General features: G+C 49.1%; 8 protein-coding genes and 1 pseudogene. 1 reads left to right on the top strand and 8 read right to left on the bottom strand.

Features of this window, described 5'->3' with window-relative positions:
* Window positions 1-296: 296 nt before the first annotated feature.
* The 4 genes from AC0LWN_RS28940 to AC0LWN_RS28925 form a co-directional block, all read right to left on the bottom strand.
* On the bottom strand, window positions 297-8141 hold the full coding sequence (locus AC0LWN_RS28940; RefSeq protein ID WP_474671506.1) for an endo-1,4-beta-xylanase: 7845 nt from the start codon (window positions 8139-8141) through the stop codon (window positions 297-299).
* Window positions 8142-8526: 385 nt separating this feature from the next.
* Entirely contained in the window at window positions 8527-9987 is a 1461-nt protein-coding gene (locus tag AC0LWN_RS28935) for a glycoside hydrolase family 1 protein (RefSeq protein ID WP_474671504.1), read from the bottom strand.
* Between the two features lie 34 nt (window positions 9988-10021).
* Window positions 10022-11995, bottom strand: a complete 1974-nt coding sequence (locus tag AC0LWN_RS28930) for a beta-glucoside-specific PTS transporter subunit IIABC (RefSeq protein ID WP_474671502.1) — start codon at window positions 11993-11995, stop codon at window positions 10022-10024.
* Between the two features lie 91 nt (window positions 11996-12086).
* Window positions 12087-14780, bottom strand: coding sequence for a glycoside hydrolase (locus tag AC0LWN_RS28925; RefSeq protein WP_474671500.1), 2694 nt, complete (start codon window positions 14778-14780; stop codon window positions 12087-12089).
* A gap of 293 nt (window positions 14781-15073) precedes the next feature.
* Here AC0LWN_RS28925 and AC0LWN_RS28920 point away from each other — a divergent pair, with 293 nt between their 5' ends.
* Window positions 15074-16084, top strand: a complete 1011-nt coding sequence (locus AC0LWN_RS28920; RefSeq protein ID WP_474671498.1) for an AraC family transcriptional regulator — start codon at window positions 15074-15076, stop codon at window positions 16082-16084.
* Window positions 16085-16325: 241 nt separating this feature from the next.
* On the opposite strand, the gene AC0LWN_RS28915 is transcribed toward AC0LWN_RS28920, so the two are convergent.
* The 4 genes and pseudogenes from AC0LWN_RS28915 to AC0LWN_RS28900 all read right to left on the bottom strand — a co-directional run.
* Window positions 16326-17129 carry an SDR family NAD(P)-dependent oxidoreductase gene (locus tag AC0LWN_RS28915; protein WP_474671496.1) on the bottom strand — a complete coding sequence of 268 codons (804 nt, stop codon included), beginning with the start codon at window positions 17127-17129 and terminating at the stop codon, window positions 16326-16328.
* A gap of 74 nt (window positions 17130-17203) precedes the next feature.
* Window positions 17204-18037: an SDR family oxidoreductase gene (locus AC0LWN_RS28910; protein WP_474671494.1), complete on the bottom strand. Its 834-nt coding sequence runs from the start codon at window positions 18035-18037 to the stop codon at window positions 17204-17206.
* 29 nt (window positions 18038-18066) lie between these two features.
* A complete protein-coding gene (locus AC0LWN_RS28905; RefSeq protein WP_474671492.1) occupies window positions 18067-18771 on the bottom strand; it encodes an NAD-dependent epimerase/dehydratase family protein in 705 nt (234 codons plus the stop codon).
* Between the two features lie 24 nt (window positions 18772-18795).
* Window positions 18796-19178: pseudogene (locus AC0LWN_RS28900) on the bottom strand (TetR/AcrR family transcriptional regulator); the annotation flags it as partial.

Raw genomic sequence — 19178 nt, 5'->3', positions numbered from 1 at the left:
ACTTGCTTTTCCGCTGATAAATTAACGATTGCCTCACTTCCTGACGCAGCGGCCAGAGCTTTCGTTGGCCCAGGGACAGCCAGGGTTAGTGGAAGAGCAGTTAATAATGCCAAAAATGCGCACATTGATCGCTTCACATGTGATAGCAATATTTTCATCTCCTTAGAATTGGATTTTAACTGGCAAGGCTGTTCTACGCTCGGGATATAAGGTATCCAGTTATTCGTAAGAAGAGAAGAGAGCTTATTAAGCTCCCTTCTGTCTTTCTATTGGCAAACCTTATTCAAGTTAGAAGCCTATTTACCGTAAATTCTATAGATGATTACAGCCGCTTCCGCTCGCGTAGCTGTTCCGGCCGGGTTAATGGAGTTCCCATCCCCCTGAATAATTCCTTCCTTGACCAGAGCCGCTACACTGTCAACAGCGTACTTCGCAACCTTCGTTCCATCCGTATAGCCGCTTAAAAGTTCAGCACCTCCACTCGCAGATAATTTGTTCACTGCCTTCAGCGCTCTGGCTGCAATGACCATCATATCCTGTCTCGAGATTTCGCCCTTCGGATTGAAGTTGTTGCCATCCATTCCATTGATAATTCCCAGTTTCTTAGCCGTACTGAGGGCTTCATAATAATAGGCTTCCTGACTTACGTCTGCAAAACTAGCGCCAGCTTCCGCCTTCAAGCCCAGTGCCCGCACCAGCAGCAGTACAAAGTCGGCTCTCGTAATGTTCTTCTCCGGGCTGAAGGTGTTCTCGGAGGTTCCTTTTATGATGCCTCTCGCATACAACGCATCAATTGCCTCCGTAGCCCAGACGTATTTACTGCCCAAATCTTGGAATTTGCCCGCTGGCACCGGTGTTGGCGTTGGCGTTGATGTTGGTGTTGGCGTTGGCGACGGAGCCGTTGTTGCTGTTGCTCCCGGCGTTGGTACCGGCGTTGCTGCCGGGGTTGTTGGTGTTGGTGTTGGTGTTGGTGTTGGTGTTGGTGTTGGTGTTGGTGTTGGTGTTGGTGTTGGTGTTGGTGTTGGTGTTGGTGTTGGTGTTGGTGTTGGTGTTGGTGTTGGTGCTGGCAAGGTCGTTGCCAAAACTGAAGGCCCGCTGGTGCTCCAGTTCCCTGCCGCATCTCCGGCTTCCACTTTGAACTTATACTGCGTATTTGGCTTTAATCCGCTTACCTGGTAATGGTACACGGCTCCGGTCACTGTCGTCTCATACACGGCATCCGTAACCGTAATCGGCTTGTCATCGGCTCCACCCGCGATCCGGTATCTGGCGATGCCGCTTTCGTCCGCTGCGGTTGCCGACCACGTCAAGGTCAGTCCCGTGCTGGTAATCCCCGAAGCCTCCAGCGTACTTCCTTCTGCCCATACCGGTGGCGTGGTGTCTGCAGTCGGCAGTGTGGTCACAGAAACGGAAGGTCCGTCCTTACTCCAATTGCCGGCAGCGTCTCCGGCTTCCACCTTGAAGGTATATTGTGTATTCGGCAGCAATCCGGTCAGCTCATGACGATATACCGCTCCTGTTGCAGTTTCACTTGATTCAAGGCCGGTCAAGGTAATCGGTTCTTTATCCACACCGTTGTAGATCCGGTAACCGGTTACTCCAAGGTTATCTTCAGCCGCCGGCCACGATAAGGTGACTCCGGTGCTGGTTACATCAGATGCTTCAAGCTTGCTTCCCTCTGCCCACGCCGGCGGGGTCGGGTCTCCCTTGCCGCTGAGCGTCAGGTTGCCGAACACCTCTGTAGACTTCGTGGCTCTTCCTAGCAGATCATTCCAGGTTGCCACGCCGATCAGATTCGCTCCGGCTGCATTGTTCACCTGTGCATCAAACCGGATCTGCGTCCCGTTTTCCGGGGTGATGGTCTTGAACGGAATCTTCATTTCCACCGCATAATTCGTTCCAGAGGTTACAGCTGCCGATTCAAATCCCGGAGAAACCGCCGGGGTCGAATTGCTGAGGAATTTGAAGGACTGCTCGCCGGCAAAGTTAACCCGGTATTCTCCGTCATCTTCGCGGTACGGCCATGCATTGATGCGGTCTTCGTCCACGTAGGCTTCAACCGAATCCTGCTTCGTCTTATCCGCATTGTCTTTGCTCAGCTGCGTATCCTTCACCTGGAACAGCACATACAGGTTTTCATCGTCCCACAGTGTTTTGGCCGTTCCGGAAGCTCCGGACGATGCCATCAGCTGGTTGTCGATTTGAATCTCAGGCGCATCCTTCCAAATTTCATCAATGGTTCCATCAATGTCCGGCGTACCATAGAGCGCCGTAGAGCTCTTGGTTTCAGGTGTAATATAGAGCGGATGCTCGGCCAGATATTTTTCCGGATTGATTACGGCATAATAGGCTGGCTTCGGTGCCAGTTTACCATCGAACAGACACGGATTCTGAGTAACTCGCCAGCTGGTAGTGTCGTATGGTCCCCAAATCGTGACACGTGAAATCTTATCGGCATGTTTCTTGTAGATCTGGAACAATTGGGCATATAAACTGCCTTGCTTCTCAGCCAATTCTGGAGAAAGCGAGGAATTCATTCCAGCCAGAATATCTAATTCGCTAATGGCTACTTTGACTCCCAGGGAAGCAAACTTCTCAATTGAAGCTTCCACATTGGCCGGCTTGGTTCGCATATCGTAGTGGGACTGCATACCGATCCCGTCAATGAGGAGTTTTCCGGGATGAGTCAATGCATAACGGTCATTGAGTTCTTTGACCATGTCATGGATGGCGTCCCGCTTCTCTGGAAAATCTTCATTGAAATCATTGTAATACAGCTTGATATCGCCCCATTCAGGATGATTATCCAGCACTTCTCTTGCCGCAAGGAATGCCTGTTCAATAAAGTCAGGTCCTACGGAATAATACCAGGCTGATTTACGCAGGGCATCTTTCCAATCTGAGACCGCTTGAGGAGCATCTTCCATTGCCTCATTCACTACATCCCAAGATTCCGGAATCCCTTCATAGTGCTCCATTACAGTTTTAATATGAGTTCTCATATTAGCAAGTGCCTCATCACGGCTGAGGTAGATCGGATTCCCGGCTGCATCCTTCAATGCATTCCCGGAAGCATCCACCTGCTGGTTAAACCACGCCGGGGTCTGGCTGTGCCACACCAGCACATGTCCATGAATATCCTGTCCCTGACTTTGAGCTTTGGCGATCATACTGTCTGCAGTACTAAAGTTAAAGGTACCCTTGTTTTTTTGCAGGGTATCCGGTTTAAGCTGGTTACCGATGGTTACACCTTTAAAATGATAGTTATAGAAGGCATTTTCCCCGGTACCCGGATTCAGAAATGCGGTGTTCCCCGGTATATTGGTGATCTTGAAATAGTCCTTATAGACATCTTTGATCGAAGGTGTCGGCTCCGAACCTGTATCTTCAAAGCTAAAGTCGTCGATGTAGTAAGAAGCTGTATTGCTGCCTACGGTTTCCACATAAAGAGTGACATCATCGTTCAGATAACGATAGGTGCCTTCCAGCTTGACCCAGTCTCCGCTATTACTGACGGTCTGGGTTGATAGACTGACATAATAAGGCGTTGGAGCATTCACCAGTGCTGTCAGCTTTACCTGGGCGCTTTCCGGGCTAATGAGCTTGACCCAGATGGCAGCTTTATATTCATTCCCCTTCTTGACAGCATCCTTCACATTAACAGATGGTCCGTCTGAATTCGCAGTTCTGCCGGTTACTTTGAGCGCATAAGCTCCGCCTGGAGTATGGTTGGCCTCATTCGTTGGCGTAAGCGTTACGGTATTACTTCCCTTTGGCTTGAACCCTTGTACCGTCTGATCCTCAAAATCACTTGTAGTTTGCACGCCGGCCACAAGGGCAAGCGGGTTAATTGATATACTTGCACTTCCTTTCGATATGAGCATTGTAAAGACACCATTCTCGTAGGAAATTGCTGTGGTCACTCCAAGCTTTTTCAGCTCATCATTGTTATTAAGATATTCTTGGGCTTTGGTCTTCAGTGTAGCCGCGTCATTACCAGCTGCATTCGGAACCGTAATCGAGTTGCCGATCAGAGCTGCTGCTGCTTCCACAGCGAGCTGGTCCGCACTCACTTCGCCGGTTTGCCCTAATGTCTTAATCAGTGTCACGTTGGAGAAGGTCACTTTGAAGTCAGTAGAAGCACTGGCATTGGTTCCATACAATTGAACTTTGGCATCCTTGAAGAATTCCGGGCTATAAGTCGATGGACTGCCCATTGCTACCCAGCTAGAACCGTTATTCGTTGAAAAATACCCTTGAACAATATTCCCTTCCTTAACAATGCGGAGGTAGTAGTTCGTACCGCTCAAATTGGTTTGATTGGTATTGTTAGTGAATGGGGTGCTGCCGGTTTTGCCTGAATTATTCACTTTGATATTGGTGCTTACTTTTCTCGCATTTATTCTGTAAAACTCACCGCTTGAAGCCTTGCTGATGCCAAGTCCCACTTGGGAGTTCTCACCCATTGACGAATCATTAAGGGGTTTATCTACGGTAAGCTTCGCCGTCAGCGTCCAGCTGCCTTCAGCAGAACCCGGAAACTGCAGCATATTATGGCTGGCCGGATAATCCGTATCGCCCTTCAATGTCTGAATGGTCGCACCATCAGCACTATAGCTCAATGCATTCTGCGGATCCGCCGGATTCATGATTTCCCAACCCGCCGGAAGCCCGCTCGTAAAATCAATGACTTCGTTCGTACTAAAGGAGATTTTATACGTCTTCACGTTTTCTCCTTTTATAAATCGAACAACGGCTGTTCCTTGCTTACTATCCGCCTGTGAAATGCTTATGAGTTCAGCCGGATCGTTTGAAACCGCCGTTACCTTCGGCACGGTGTTTCCAGCTACCGGGTAAGTATAATCATATCTGGTTGCATCAAAATTGGAGGGTTGAACACCATCAATAAAAATACTGTATGAAGCTACAAGCTCAGGGGTCAGCGACAGCTGATCGGCGTAAAGGATGTTGGCATCCTTTGCATACACCGCCATAACCACCTTTGAGGTACCTGCCGGTTCATCATACGTAAACGGTTGATTAGGTGTTTCATGCCAGTCAGCAACCTTCACGTCAACAGGCTGGAAGGAGCTTAAGCTGAGCGGTCCGCCCTCAAGTATGCGCCCGATAAACTTGCCATTGCTCCAGTAAGCAGGATCACCAGCCTCACGGGCAGCATACGGTTCAGGCATATCGCGGCCATTGATCGGGGTTATGCCCAGCTGCTTGCCGTTCTTGTCATAATACACCAGTGCAGCTTCCACATCGCCCGGATTTTCTGCAGCGATATCATAGCTCTCCGGCCGGCTTTTCATAGACAGGAAGTAGCCCTTGAAGTTATAGCTCTCTCCCTTGTTCAGCTTTCCGGTAACATCCTGCCACATCCCGTCATACTGGTCAGCGGCGTCAATACGGCCCGAAATCTTCCCTGAACCTGCAACCTTCGAGGTAGAGTTGTTTTTCAGGTAACGGGAAAGACCCGAGTAGCTCTGAATGGTATCCGCAGTTAACACAGGTCCAGTGACTGCCTGCTCAAAGACTCCCTTGTTGTAACGTCCAGTGGACCAATTGTCTGTATTAGAAGCTGTTGTTGTATCGAAATCTCCATTGAGCAATATGTTCCCCGGCATGGAAACTGTCGAGTTATTGGCAGCAAGACTCCAGTCGGAATCTCCCGCGCCGAAGAGAAAGCGGTCAATTGTGATCGTACCGGAGGAACCGTTCGATTCCGCTACAATATACAGATCCTTATGGCCATAGGCGCTCAGATCGCCTGTATCAACCATGTCCTGGTATTTGCCGTATACATCATTTGCCGGTACCGTGATTTCCGCTACCCGCGTACCTTTGGATAGTATATCGGCATTGCTGCTCACAGCAGTTCCCACCGGAAGGACATAAGCGGCAAGTTTTCCGCCTTGCGCCGACTTCGTCTGGGCGTTCAAATATAACAAATGCCTCCGGACAACGCCGCCGTTAGCGGAGCCATCCGCAAAGTTCAGGTTTTTGTATGCAAGGTACTGACCGTCACCCAGCGTAACCGCCTCGTTGGCGCGGCCGGCATTTCCTGCGGTGTTGCCAAGCACATTGTTATCATTATCTTCTGCCTCAAGAGTAGAGAAAATATCGCGCTCGCCGTCAAGGCCGTTATACGTGGCATAGGTACCCTGTGACGGCACGATGGTGACAATACTGGCAGATGGAATATCAATTACGAACTTGCCGTTCGATACCGGAATCGTACCCAGCTTCTTCTGATTTTCACTTCCGGATGTACGGAACACAGTTACACTTGTAGTGCCTGCCGGGAAGTCCTTCAGATTGAATTCCAGCGGCTGGATGCTGTCATCATTTTTCGCATTGGAAACCGTGACCGAGAAATCATTGGTGTTCTGGTTCTTGAAGCCGACAACATTGATATCTGCCACAGGCACGCGTGTAACATCGAAGCGCACGTCGCCCGGGTTCATAAAGCGGGAGAAATGACCATAGCCGTAGAAGCGCTTGAACAAACGGTATTCACCTGTCAGCGTGCTGATACGTCCCGGCTCCTGTTGGGAATTCGTGGTCACGAAGCGAATCAGATCGGACCCGTCCGCTCCGTTGCTGTCCCACATGCTCCACCAGACGAAACCGTTAAAGCCAGGATTGCTGCTGAACATATTGGTCATCAGATTGGACCAGCGCACAGCGTCATTAATATTCTGGTTGCCATAACGCTGCGTGTAAGCACCGGCAGAACCGTCGCCGGTATCCTGATTCATGAACTCTGCCTGCCAGAGCTTATACTTGTTCAGGTATTCGGGATACTTGGTTCCATCTTTCGTATAATCCAAAGGACTCTGTGAAAAGTCCCCCGTATGGTATAGTTTATTTTCATCCGTACCGATGCCGACTGTACCATACAAGTGAGTGGTAAATACGTCGAGATACGGATTTTTGTCCAAAGCATTATCCGGGTCAGTCTGGGAGAACACTTCGCCACCTCTGCTTAGAGAGGCACTTAGATTGGTACCGTCCACGCCGGCAAGCTGAGGGATAAAGTCGATGAGCTTACCGTCCGGATTCTTGATATCGTAGAGCACACCGCCTGGCTGCATTGATTTTTTCAAGGTAGGGCCGATGTAGCCGTTAATAAGCTCTGTAACATAAGCAGCTGTTCCGCCTGCAAGATCAACCTCGTTAAAGGGATTGATATGAGTGATCGGAATCCCCCACTGCTCCCACATCCCCCGGATATAATTGACGAGATAATCAGCATAGGCCTGATAATAAATTTTCACCGGTTTACCGTCGATAGTGGTTGTGTCTCCACGGACGATCTTGCTGGGAGAATTAGTGGAAGACTGGCTCATCCAGTAGGGTACGGTCCACGTGCAAGCGTAGAATTGCTTAACGCCATACTGCATCGCCTGACGCATCGTCCACACCTGATCAAAATCGAAGAGCTCTTTCCGGGTACGTGGCGAGCTTTTGATCACAACAGGATTTTCACCGGGTGCGCTAAGGAGATTGGTTGGACCACCGTCGTCATTGGCAATCGGCTGATTCCAGGACGGATAATCCCATACAAAATCCTGTACGGGCACCAATGTACCCGGAGCATGTTCGGGTTCGACAGGCCAGATGCTGTCGGTGTTGCCGTCTGCATAACGGTTCTCCGCTTCTATTTTGTAACCATACTGGCCGGCTGAGCCTCTCATGGGAATGGCATTTCCTTCAACATCGAAGCCGGGATTGCCCGCATCTGCAAGCAGGCCGGTTAGCGGGTTAAACCCTGGGCTGGCTGCTGTCGCGTTCGTGGTGGTAAGACCTCCGTTATCGCCGATGATGACCCGGACAATGTCGTGGCCTGTACCTTCTTTTTCACTAAAGGTCAGATCCAGCAGATGCCTCACTGTAGCTTGATGACCGGCTGTAGCCAGCTGCATCATATGGATGGAATCCGTGTATGCATAGGCAGCGCCAACACCATCCATCGTTTGGTAGGTCTTGTACCAGTCGGCGGTTACCTGTGCCGGGGCGGCCACTGCCTCAGCAGCCTGAGCTGGGACGGAAAACGGCACAGGGATAATAACGGACAGCAGCAGCGCGCCAGCCATTGAAACCGCAAGTGTCTTTCTCCAGATTTTTTTACTCATTCTAGTTGTTCCTCCTTTTTTGTATACGCTTACATTGCCTTGCTTGGTAATAGCTTAACAAGTCAAAATGTGAATTTGTATGAGAAGGATGCACGAATGATTATAAAATAACTCTATAATGCTTCAAAATTATACGATAAACAGGATTTCGTACGCCGTAAAAGATTTTCACCGGGCTTTGGACCAGCAGAATCGGAACACTGGCAATAATCGTCATCGTCGCCCGCAGCTAAGCAGGAGTAGCCATTCGCCAGGATCATTTTTCTTGGCGGCGCGGCTCGAAAAGTCAAAAAAAACCGGAATCCCTTGTGTAAAGCGGGTTCCGGTTTTTTTCATCTGTCCTATAAGTTAAATTCCATCAGGGGCAAATCATGAAAATGCCGGTTTACTTCAAGCAAATTTGCCGTTTGAGGCTTTTACCGTTTGTCGCAATTACTTCCTTGTACCAATGGAAAGATTGTTTACGGTAACGTGCCAGCGTACCGGAGCCATCATCATGACGGTCCACATAGATGAAGCCGTAACGCTTCTTAAGCTGGGCCGTCGAGGCGCTGACCAGATCGATGCAGCCCCAGGTCGTATATCCTATCACTTCCACGCCATCCGCAATGGCTTCCGCCACCTGTACGAGGTGATCGTTCAAATACTGAATGCGGTAGCCGTCTTCAACCGTTTTCTCCCCCGCTTCGTTCACAATCAGCTCATCGACCGCTCCCAGACCGTTTTCCACGATAAACAGCGGTTTTTGATAACGGTCGTAGAAGGCGTTCAGGACAAGACGCAGCCCTTGCGGATCGATTTGCCAGCCCCATTCGCTGGATTTCAGATACGGATTGGGAAACCCGCCGAGGATGTTCCCTTCGCCGGCGGCGATTTTCTCCGGGTCGGCGGTTTGGCACACGCTCATATAGTAGCTGAACGAAATAAAATCAACGGTATGCCGCAGTACTTCTTCGTCGCCGGGCTCGAATTTGATTTCGATTCCGTTCTCTCTGAAGAAACGTTTCATATATCCCGGATATACGCCGCGTGCATGAACATCGCCAAAGAAATAGTTCCGGTGTTCAAACTCCATCACTTTTACCATGTCATCCGGACTAGGCGTCAACGGATAGGTGGGCATGCTCAGGATCATGCAGCCGATTCGGGCCTCTGGATCAATCTCGTGGCACAGTTTAACCGCGGAAGCGCTGGCCACAAGCTCATGATGCACGGCTTGATAAAGAAGCTGTTTGTTGAGCTTGTCCTTTGGCGTATAAATGCCCCCGCTCATAAACGGTGCCTCAAGAATGGAGTTGATTTCATTAAAGGTCAACCAGTATTTTACCTTTCCTTTGTAGCGTTTAAATACCGTGGAGGCATAGCGCTTATAGTATTCGACCAGCTTCCGGTTAACCCAACCGTCGTATTCCTTGGCAAGATGTAAAGGGGTCTCGTAATGGGACAAAGTGACCAGCGGTTCGATCCCGTATTTCAGGCACTCATCAAACAAATCGTCGTAAAATTGCAGCCCTTTTTCATTCGGCTCAGTCTCGTCCCCTTTAGGGAAAATCCGCGACCAGGCAATCGAGGTGCGGAACACTTTAAAGCCCATCTCCGCAAACAGCTTGACGTCTTCCTTGTAACGGTGATAAAAATCAATGCCGGCCAGCTTCAGGTTGTCGGGTGTCGGAGCTTCCGTTACCGGGCCAACCAGCCCTTGGGGAGTCACATCCTGTACGGATAAACCTTTGCCGTCTTCCTTATAGGCGCCCTCCAGTTGGTTGGCCGCGACGGCGCCCCCCCATAAGAAACCTTCCGGAAAACGGATTTCACTCCCGGTTCCGTTGCTGCTGCTGTTACTCATCCGCCACACTCCAATCATTCCATAATTTTTAACTTCAAGCCTTGATGATCATCAGCGAAGAACCCGCAGTGATGCTACGTTCAATCGGTTCATTCGCGGAGACAATCGCCGTATAATTGAAGCTATTGGTCACGATGACAGGCGTGATCAGTTCGAAGCCATGATCTCTGATTTTGCCCAGATCCACTTCCATTAGCACGTCGCCGACCTTGACGGCATCGCCTTCCTGCACTTGGGGAGCAAAGCCCTCTCCCTTCATTTTGACGGTATCAAGCCCGACATGGATCAAAATTTCTTCGCCCTGATCACCGACGACCGCAATGGCGTGTTTCGACTTGCTGACGGTCGTTACGATGCCGTTTACCGGGGAAACCACCGTTCCGCTTGAGGGGATGATGGCGAATCCCTTACCCATTGCTTCGCTTGAAAAGGCTTCGTCTGCGACCTCGGACAGCTTCACGACTTCACCGGACAGCGGACTGTACACGGTAATCGTGGCAGCTACGGATCGAAGCTCCGTGTCTGGACGCTGTGCATGATTTTGCATGCGCAGCGGCTCGTTTGCGTCTGTGCTCATGCCAGAGCCTACTGGATTTGAAGGTTTCGTTTCACCTTTAAACGAGCCGGCCTTTGCCCCATCGGTGCCATTGGAACGTGTTTTGGTACCCCACAAATAAGTGAGGATAAAACCCAGGATCAGCCCTACCAACATCTCCAGCAAATATCCATAAAATCCAGTATCAATGCCCTTTGGATTTATTGCCCCCGTAATAGCGAACACGCCAGACGGAACAAACGCATACACTTTCGACAAGAATATTCCACCGATTACCCCACCGAGGCTACCGCCAATAATGGCCATAATTAAAGGTTTTTTATTCGGGAGTAATACCCCGTACAGTGCAGGCTCACTAACACCCAACAAGGCTGTACCACCTGTAGAGATACCGAGCGATTTCTGTTGTTTATCTACGGCGCGGAGTCCATAAGCAAATGCAGCACCAGCCATCGCAAACTGGTTGGCGACTAATAGTCCCATGATAGGATCGTGGCCCAAAGTCATCATATTATTTACGAAAATCGGAACAAACGCCCAGTGTAATCCGAACATGACGATGAGAATCCACGGTCCACCCAGTACGAGACCTGCCAAAATCGGGTTAAAATCATAAATCATTGTCGTAATTTCTGCCAGTCCGTTGCTTAAATACGTAATGAGCGGACCAATGACGAACAAAGTCAGAGGTATGGTAACTAATACCACGATCAATGGTGTCAGGAAGTACCGAAAGCCTTTGGGAATTCGCTTGTCAATCAAACGATGAAGCAACGAAGCAAACCAAACGGCAACTATGGCCGGAAACACGGATGAAGAGTAATTCACCATGTTGATTGGCAGGTTCAGAAAGGTCAGCTTTTCTTCCGCTCCAACAAATCCAATCAGACTCGGGTAAACCATAGCTCCCCCGATCATCATCCCCACGTATTGATTTAAGCCGAAATATTTAGCTGCCGAGCCGCCCAGAAAAATAGGGAAGAAATAGAACACAGCATCTCCAATGGCATTGAGCACAATGTACGTACCATCCGTTGCGGTGAGAACACCGAACGCGGATAGACACGCGAGCAGCCCCTTGATGATACCGCTTGCTGCAAACGCTCCCATAATTGGCATAAACAGGCCTGAAATCATGGTGGTGAAACGATCAAACAGCTTCTTCTTTTCACCTGTCGTTTCAGATTCCGCTTCCGGCTCTGCTATACCTCCCATCAGCGAAGACAGCTCCTTGAATACAGGCACGACTTCGTTGCCGATGACGACCTGATATTGTCCTCCTTGCTGGATGACGGTCACAACGCCCTTCATTTTTTTGATCTCTTCCGAGTCGGGAAGCTTGTTGTCCTTCAATTCGAATCGCAGCCGCGTGACGCAATGCGTTACCTTGTTGATGTTCTCCTGGCCGCCAACACCGCGTAGTACTTCTTCTGCCAATTGACGATGATTCATGTCAAGTCACTCCTCTGCAAGTCGGCCATGAAGTGAGCAGCCTCCTTCTACCTTCGGCACTTGCCATATGCCGCTCACTTCATAACCATTCTTAGTATTGTAAAAACACGTTGCCTACGATACCTGTCGGCTCCTGAATCAGGTACTGAGACAGAAAATCCTGTTGCTCTTTCACCAGGGTATTGGTCACCTCGATCTCCAGCCGATTAATGCCTTTTTGAAGATATCCCCGGACATCATAGGCATACGGCGGGCAGATCCGGGTGCCAAGATTATGGCCATTAAGCCAAACCTGGGCAGTTTCATATGGTTCGTCGATTACCAATTGCGCCTGATCCGGAACATCGTTCATGACGAATTCGATCTCGTATCGTACCGTACCGGAGAATGATGGCAGCTCGTCCGGCAAAGCAAGGGAACGAAGCTCCGTACATGTTCCGTGTTGCACAAAGTTCGGATATTGCATCGCCGTGGCAAGCGACACCTGCCACTCCCCCGCGATCCGATGCATACTGGTATGGGCACGCTGCCCTTTCGTTACTTGCGCAAGCTTACCCGTGATACCGCGGCTTTGCACAATGATCACAGACTCATGTTTTTCCAGCTTCAGCGGGAAGGAGTGTTCCCCCCCATCGGCAGAAGCCTCAAGCGGAAACAACGCATTCGTGAAAGCATCGTAAGTGAACAGTTCACGTACGCCTTCCAGCATTGGAATGCTCACGGTGGAAGCGATCGCCTTGGCCGGGTCCTCATTGAAAAACATGTACACGTCTCCGTCTGCATGACGGTAATGATAATATCGCAGGTATGGCTGATAGGCCGATACCGAAATTTCATTCACGCCCGCATCGATCAGCGCTGCAGCAAGTCCATCAAGTCCCAATACGTTTACGTTAGCGTGCGACTCCAAATGCTGAAGCGCATCGGCCAAGTCATCTCCCTCACTGCCCCGATTCGGAAGACCATCCACGAAGTAAAGCGCTATGCCCGCTTCGGCAAAAGTACGCAGGCGCTCTACGAGCTGCCCAGGCAATGCCTCCGCGAACGGAATGATAAGTGCGGAGAATCGTTCGCCGTTGATGGCGAACCTTCCCTTTTGCACCTCGGCCGAAAGAACCAAATCTGCAGAAATCACGTCAAAATCAATCTGATGCTGCGTCAGCTCTCTCGCCGGCTTCTGGAACAGCATGTAATCACCAGACCACTCGGCTTCGGCATGATACAGGATCGCTGCCGGAGCGATGTGCATTCCATCAGACAGCAGATGGCTGACCCGGTTCATGTAATGCGTCAGGACAGGCAAATACCGGTATTGCGGATCATGCCCATTCGCATACAGATGCGGCGGACAATCCGGGTCCGGATATTTTTTCGGCGAGAAGGCGTGCGGCACGAAATGGTTCACCCCGCGTACGAGCATGTGGTCCGTCAGCCATTTCATCAGCTTGAGCCCCTCTCCAAAGCCGTAAGCCCCGTATACCTCGCACATCGTGCGTCCCTGCTTTTTGGGGTCCAGATGGCCCAGGGAAGCGCCCATTTTGGCTAAGCCGTAATGGAAAAACTCCCCATCCCATCCGGTGGACGTGAGCGATTTGAAATAACCATCGTCCATACCGGGCATGATCTGATGCAGCACCACGTCAATACCGGACATATCCTGTCCCCACAGGCTGCGGTAAAAGTGTCCTGCCCCGTAACCCAATCTGGCGTGGGCATTGTTATCCTCAATGACATGTCCGATATACTGGGCTCCATGATCCCGGCACCAGTCGCCGAGCTGTTTCGTGAAATGCTCCGCATATAATCCGGTAATCAAATCCATGTACCGGTAGCGCATCCGATGCCCCTCCGTCCCGGCATTAGCCCAGAGCAACGGCAGATGGCGAATGACGTCCCCCTCGGCGAAATGCTCCTGCAGCATTCCCGGCAGATCCTCGCGCCAAGGAAGAACCATGTCCAGGCGCCCAATCGAGGCCAGCGGACCTTTTATGTTACCGAACCTTGGTTCATCCGAGAAAAATCCGGCCAGCGTTCCACCAAAATCGGTTTGATAACGATCATAATGGGTCTCATATACCGTATCGATCAACACTCTCGTCGCTTCGGGCATAAGCGGATTGAGATAACCTTCCGTTGCTTGCTCTCCCCCTTCACTCGTCTGCACCAGCGTAAAAATGCGCCAGCGGCCCTCGGGCATATCCCAATATACCGTCCCTTCATGCAGATGACCGGTAAGGTCGACCAGTGTTTTAGCATTGATTTCGTCCGGTCCGGTTTTGAGCGCAGCAACGACACCGACGATGCGATCCTGCGGCACAAACACCGTCATAGGCTTAGCCTGCCCGGCCTGTGCTTCCGAGTCCGCACTAACACTGATGCCATGTTCTCCTGGACGCTGCATCGCCCATTTCACCATGATCCCGGCTTGGCGCTGCGGGCCGACGAAGTCTTGCTGGTGCACTTTTAGGAACAATTTCTGGTACTGCGGAAAATCGGATTTGATTTTCCCTGCCGCGTACCCCGTAGGAAAATGGGAGTCATCTAATATCCATACCTTCATGCCACGTGCGCGGGCTTCATCCATGATGATATCCAGATCATGCCACCACTGCGGCCCGACAAAATCGGGATGCGGTCTCGACTCCACGCAGACGGCCCGAATACCGCTCTCATGGATCACTTGCATATGTTGGCGCAACACGGCTTCCCCCTCGCCATGCTGCCAGAAAAATGGCAAAATATAGTTGCTCTCCTGCCGCTCCAAAACTTCGTTTATCTTTTTCATCAGGCTTCCTTCCCTTCGGCAATCAACCATTCATGCTGCTTAATCCCGAGTGTTCTCCAATAACAAAATTACATATCGAAGATTAAATATAACCATGGCTACAAAACATAAAAAACAAGCAAAAATAATTATAAAAACCACAATAACTGAGTTAAAATAAAAGAAAACAGGTGTAACTTGGTGATCACACGTCTAATATAGCGTTTTCAGATCAAGTGCGAAATATCAAAACATTGGAACTACACTATCAAAAATTCATACATTTAGTTTTGATCACGAACGGAGGCAGGACCATGAATCACGAACAATTGGATGCGAAGCTCCGCGAGTTCACGGACCGGGAGCTGTATTATCGGGAACACCCTCTCGAAATCTCCTCAGTATACCTGTCATTACCGGAAAAAGTTCTTGAGAACGGCCATCAGGCTTACGTTTTTCCGGATACAATCCCCGTCCAGGACAATATCGCCATATCCAAACACATCCGCTTCGCGGAAGTACCGCTGCACATGCATACGTATATCGAACTGAATTTCGTCTATTCGGGGCAGTGTTCACAGATCATCAACGGGAAGAAGATAATGCTGAAGCACGGACAAATCTGCATTTTGGATACCGGAGTGCCCCATTCAATTTTGCGCACCTCGGAGGACGATATTATCATCAACATCCTGATCCGCAAACCATACTTCACTTCGTCGTTTCTGAGCAGGCTGGCGAATAACGGAATTTTGTCCCACTTTCTGGCCGGAGCCATCTCCGACCGGCAAAATCATAACCGCTACATCATTTTCCATAGTGAAAATAACGCCAATTTGCCCATTCTGATCAAACAATTGCTCTGCGAATATTACGACAAATCGCTCGGGTCATCGGAAATCATGAATTCCTATATGCTGCTGATTTTTTATGAGCTGCTGCGCGTGTTCCAATACGACACCAATCGTCCAGAGGCAATCACCGGCAGCAAAGTCACCATTATCGAAATACTGAAGTACATCGAAAAGCATTACTTGGATTGCTCGCTTGCCTCCACGGCAGAGCATTTCAACTTCAATCCCAACTACCTGTCCACCCTGATAAAAAAATCCACCGGTCACACCTTCAAGGATCTGGTGCTCAGCGAAAAGTTAAAATATGCCTCCTTCCTGCTGGTGAATACCGATCATCCAATCTACGACATTGCCAGTACCACAGGGCAGAATAACCTTAGTTTTTTCTATAAAAAATTTCAGGAACGCTTCGGCCAAACGCCGCAGCAATATCGCGACCAGCATATGTCTGGTGGCAACGGGTACGATTGAACTGGAATTGCTCGATAATTCATCAAACAAAAAGAGCTCGCCCAGTTGGGAAAGCTCCAAAATAAAAAACATATAACCGTTTGACATGCCCATCTACTTGGCTATATCGTATATCTTGATTTTTTCGTACTTCGATGAAAGAAATTATAAGCCATGTCTACAACGTAGCTCCGTGTATTGTAATAAAATCATTTATCTTATCATCATTCTCTAGTTTTTTATTTTCATTTTTTCTCTGGCGTTATTTCTTTGCACTTCCTCTCATCTGCATATTATAAACATTGTTCATCAGCATTTTCTTAGGAAGGATTGGTGTCAACTTCATAAAAATCTTCTGAATTCCTACAAGTCCTGCTGTGATATTCATTTGCCCCTTCATCATTGCATCATATCCTGCCTGCGCAACAGGTGTTGGATCAGTTGCATTGGCAAAAAGTGCTGTATCGGAAAGTCCACCAGCATTTGCGAATCCAGTGCTCATAGCCCCTGGCATAAGACATGTCATCGTTACTCCTGTGTCTTTCAATTCTCTCGATACTGCATTTGACCAGCTTGTCACATAGGCTTTTGTTGCGTAATAACATGCCTGAAGTGGTCCTGGCATGGTAGCTGCCGTTGAGCTGACATTCAGAACTTTCCCACTTCCTCTCTTTATCATATCTGGAAGGAAGAGTTTGCAAAGCCTTGTAGGAGTTTCTACATTCACCGCAATCATAGAGAGATCCTGTTCCATGGTACGCTCACGGGCAAAATCACCCTGTCCACCATAGCCTGCGTTATTGATCAGATAATCTACATTCCATCCGTTTTCTTTACATGTGTTATAAATCTGCTGTGCTGCATCTGGAGATGAAAGATCTGCTGCAATCGTGTGTGCTGTCACATGATATTTTTTCTCCATTTCCTTTGCTTGTGCATCAAGTTTCGTCTGAGTTCTGCCTACTAGGATCAGATCTCCACCTGATGCCGCATGAATATCTGCAAAGCGTGTTCCGAGTCCGCCGTAAGATCCTGTTATTAGTGCTGTCTTTTTTGATTTACTCATTTTTTATACCTCTTCTTTCTAAAATTTGTGTTTGGTTTTTACTATACTGTTGTTCATGGGAAATTAAGTCCCCGTTAATCCTTATAGTCCGTGGAATAAGCTACCTCTTTTTGTTCTTCTAATGCAGCTATGCGTGAACTCAAGCTCTTATGAACGAGATCGTAAGCGTCACTTCCCAGTGTTAGCCGAAGTGGAGCTTTGTCAGAATCTGCGGCAACAATGATGGCCTGAGCCATTTTGGCCGGATCGCCAGGGAAGTTCTCAGCCCCCGCTTGCTGGGACATTTGTCGAATGTAGCCTACAGGAGTAGTCTCATATTCGCTCATCGGCTCGCCGGCGATCATACTGCTTCCGCTGAAGTTGGTTCTTGCGCTACCAGGTTCAACGAGTGTAGCCTGGATATTGAAGGGAGCTACTTCCTGAACGAGAGATTCAATAAAGCCTTCCATTGCCCACTTCGTTGCATGATAGATGCTCAGAGCTGGAAATGCCACTTGCCCTCCCATACTGGATAGCTGTATGATCCGCCCGCCGCCTTGAGTACGCAGATAAGGAAGAGCCGCACGAATAACTTGAATGGACCCGATGACATTCGTATTGAATTGATGCGTAATTTGTTCATCACTCACTTCCTCTGCGGCTCCAAACAATCCATAGCCTGCATTGTTAACCACAACGTCAATCTTCCCTAAATCCTTGAATGCCTGACCGACAACGCTTCGAATAGCCTGACTATCCGTTACATCCAATGTAGCAACCCATAATTGCTCGCCATATCGCTCTTTCAAATCATTCAATACGTGTTCTTTGCGAACTGTAGCGGCAACCCGATCCCCCCGTTCCAATAAAAGCTCCGTCAGACTCCGTCCAAAACCACTTGAAGTTCCAGTAATAAACCATGTTTTCATATAAATCCTCCTCCAGATGATAAAAGTTCTTATTGTCTCTTGATCCGAGAGCTCTTCTTAATGGTTCGTGAGATCACTTCAGACTCCAGCACTTCAACTGCCGGACCTGATTCATGCGCCAACATAATCATAGCCTGAGCCACATCCTTACAAGGGATGGCTTTCATTCTGGTTAGCGGTCCCATCAATAAGGGGTCAATCCAGCGAAAAATCATGTTCGTAGCCCGATCCCCAAAGCTTTCATCCTCACGATCCCCTATCAAGAGCGAGGGACGCAGGATGGCAAGACGCGGTAGTCCGAGGGACAATAGTTTTTGCTCCAATTCCCCTTTGACACGTGTATAAAACATCCATGACTTCTTTGAGGCCCACATTGCGGTAACAATGACATAACTGGCAGCACCATGCTGAAGAGCGGCTTTAGCCAGAGCCAACGGATAATCATGATCTACTTTGCGGAAGGCTTCCTTTGAGCCTGCTTGCTGCATTGTCGTTCCTAAGGTGCAAAAGACATCGGCGTCTTTAAGCACAGTAGCATCCAATTCGCTTTCCAGCCTGTCAAAAGAAACCTGTTTCTCTACCAGCTTCGGGTGGGATATGCCCATCCTCCGACGTACTAGTACGATGACTTTCCGATATGCCGGGTCCTTAAGCAAGAGCTGTACAAGCTGCCTTCCCATCATTCCTGTAGCACCAGCTACAACAGCTGTGGCAGTCTGTTTTCTGTTTGTCATCCTGACCTCCGTTTCTCCCACGACCTATTGTCCGGTTGTACGAATAACGATATAATTTTTATGATACCCATCCAGATAACAAATCATCGTTTTCCGGACATCTTCTTTAAAATCACGCTGAAGTCCATCCAGATCATTCTGCTCGATGATATCCATAACTTCCTTGGGCAATGTGGCTGATAGTTTGCAGCCGGTTATAATGGAGGCCTCAGCCTGAAGAATCTCCATTACATCTTCCGGGGTTATTGCTTGAGATTCGCAAATATTGGTCACTAACTCTGACATTAGTTTGTACAAATTGATTTTCTGGTTTAGCATGGTTTCCGCATCCACATTCTTCTCGAAAACCGCTGTGCGCATGGATTCCAGCTTGACGTAAAGAGGATTCTGGTCAACCAATTCCATGA

This window comes from Paenibacillus sp. sgz302115 (genome assembly GCF_056120445.1).
Note: the sequence above shows the minus strand (reverse complement) of the source record. Positions and strands in the feature narration are given on the sequence as shown.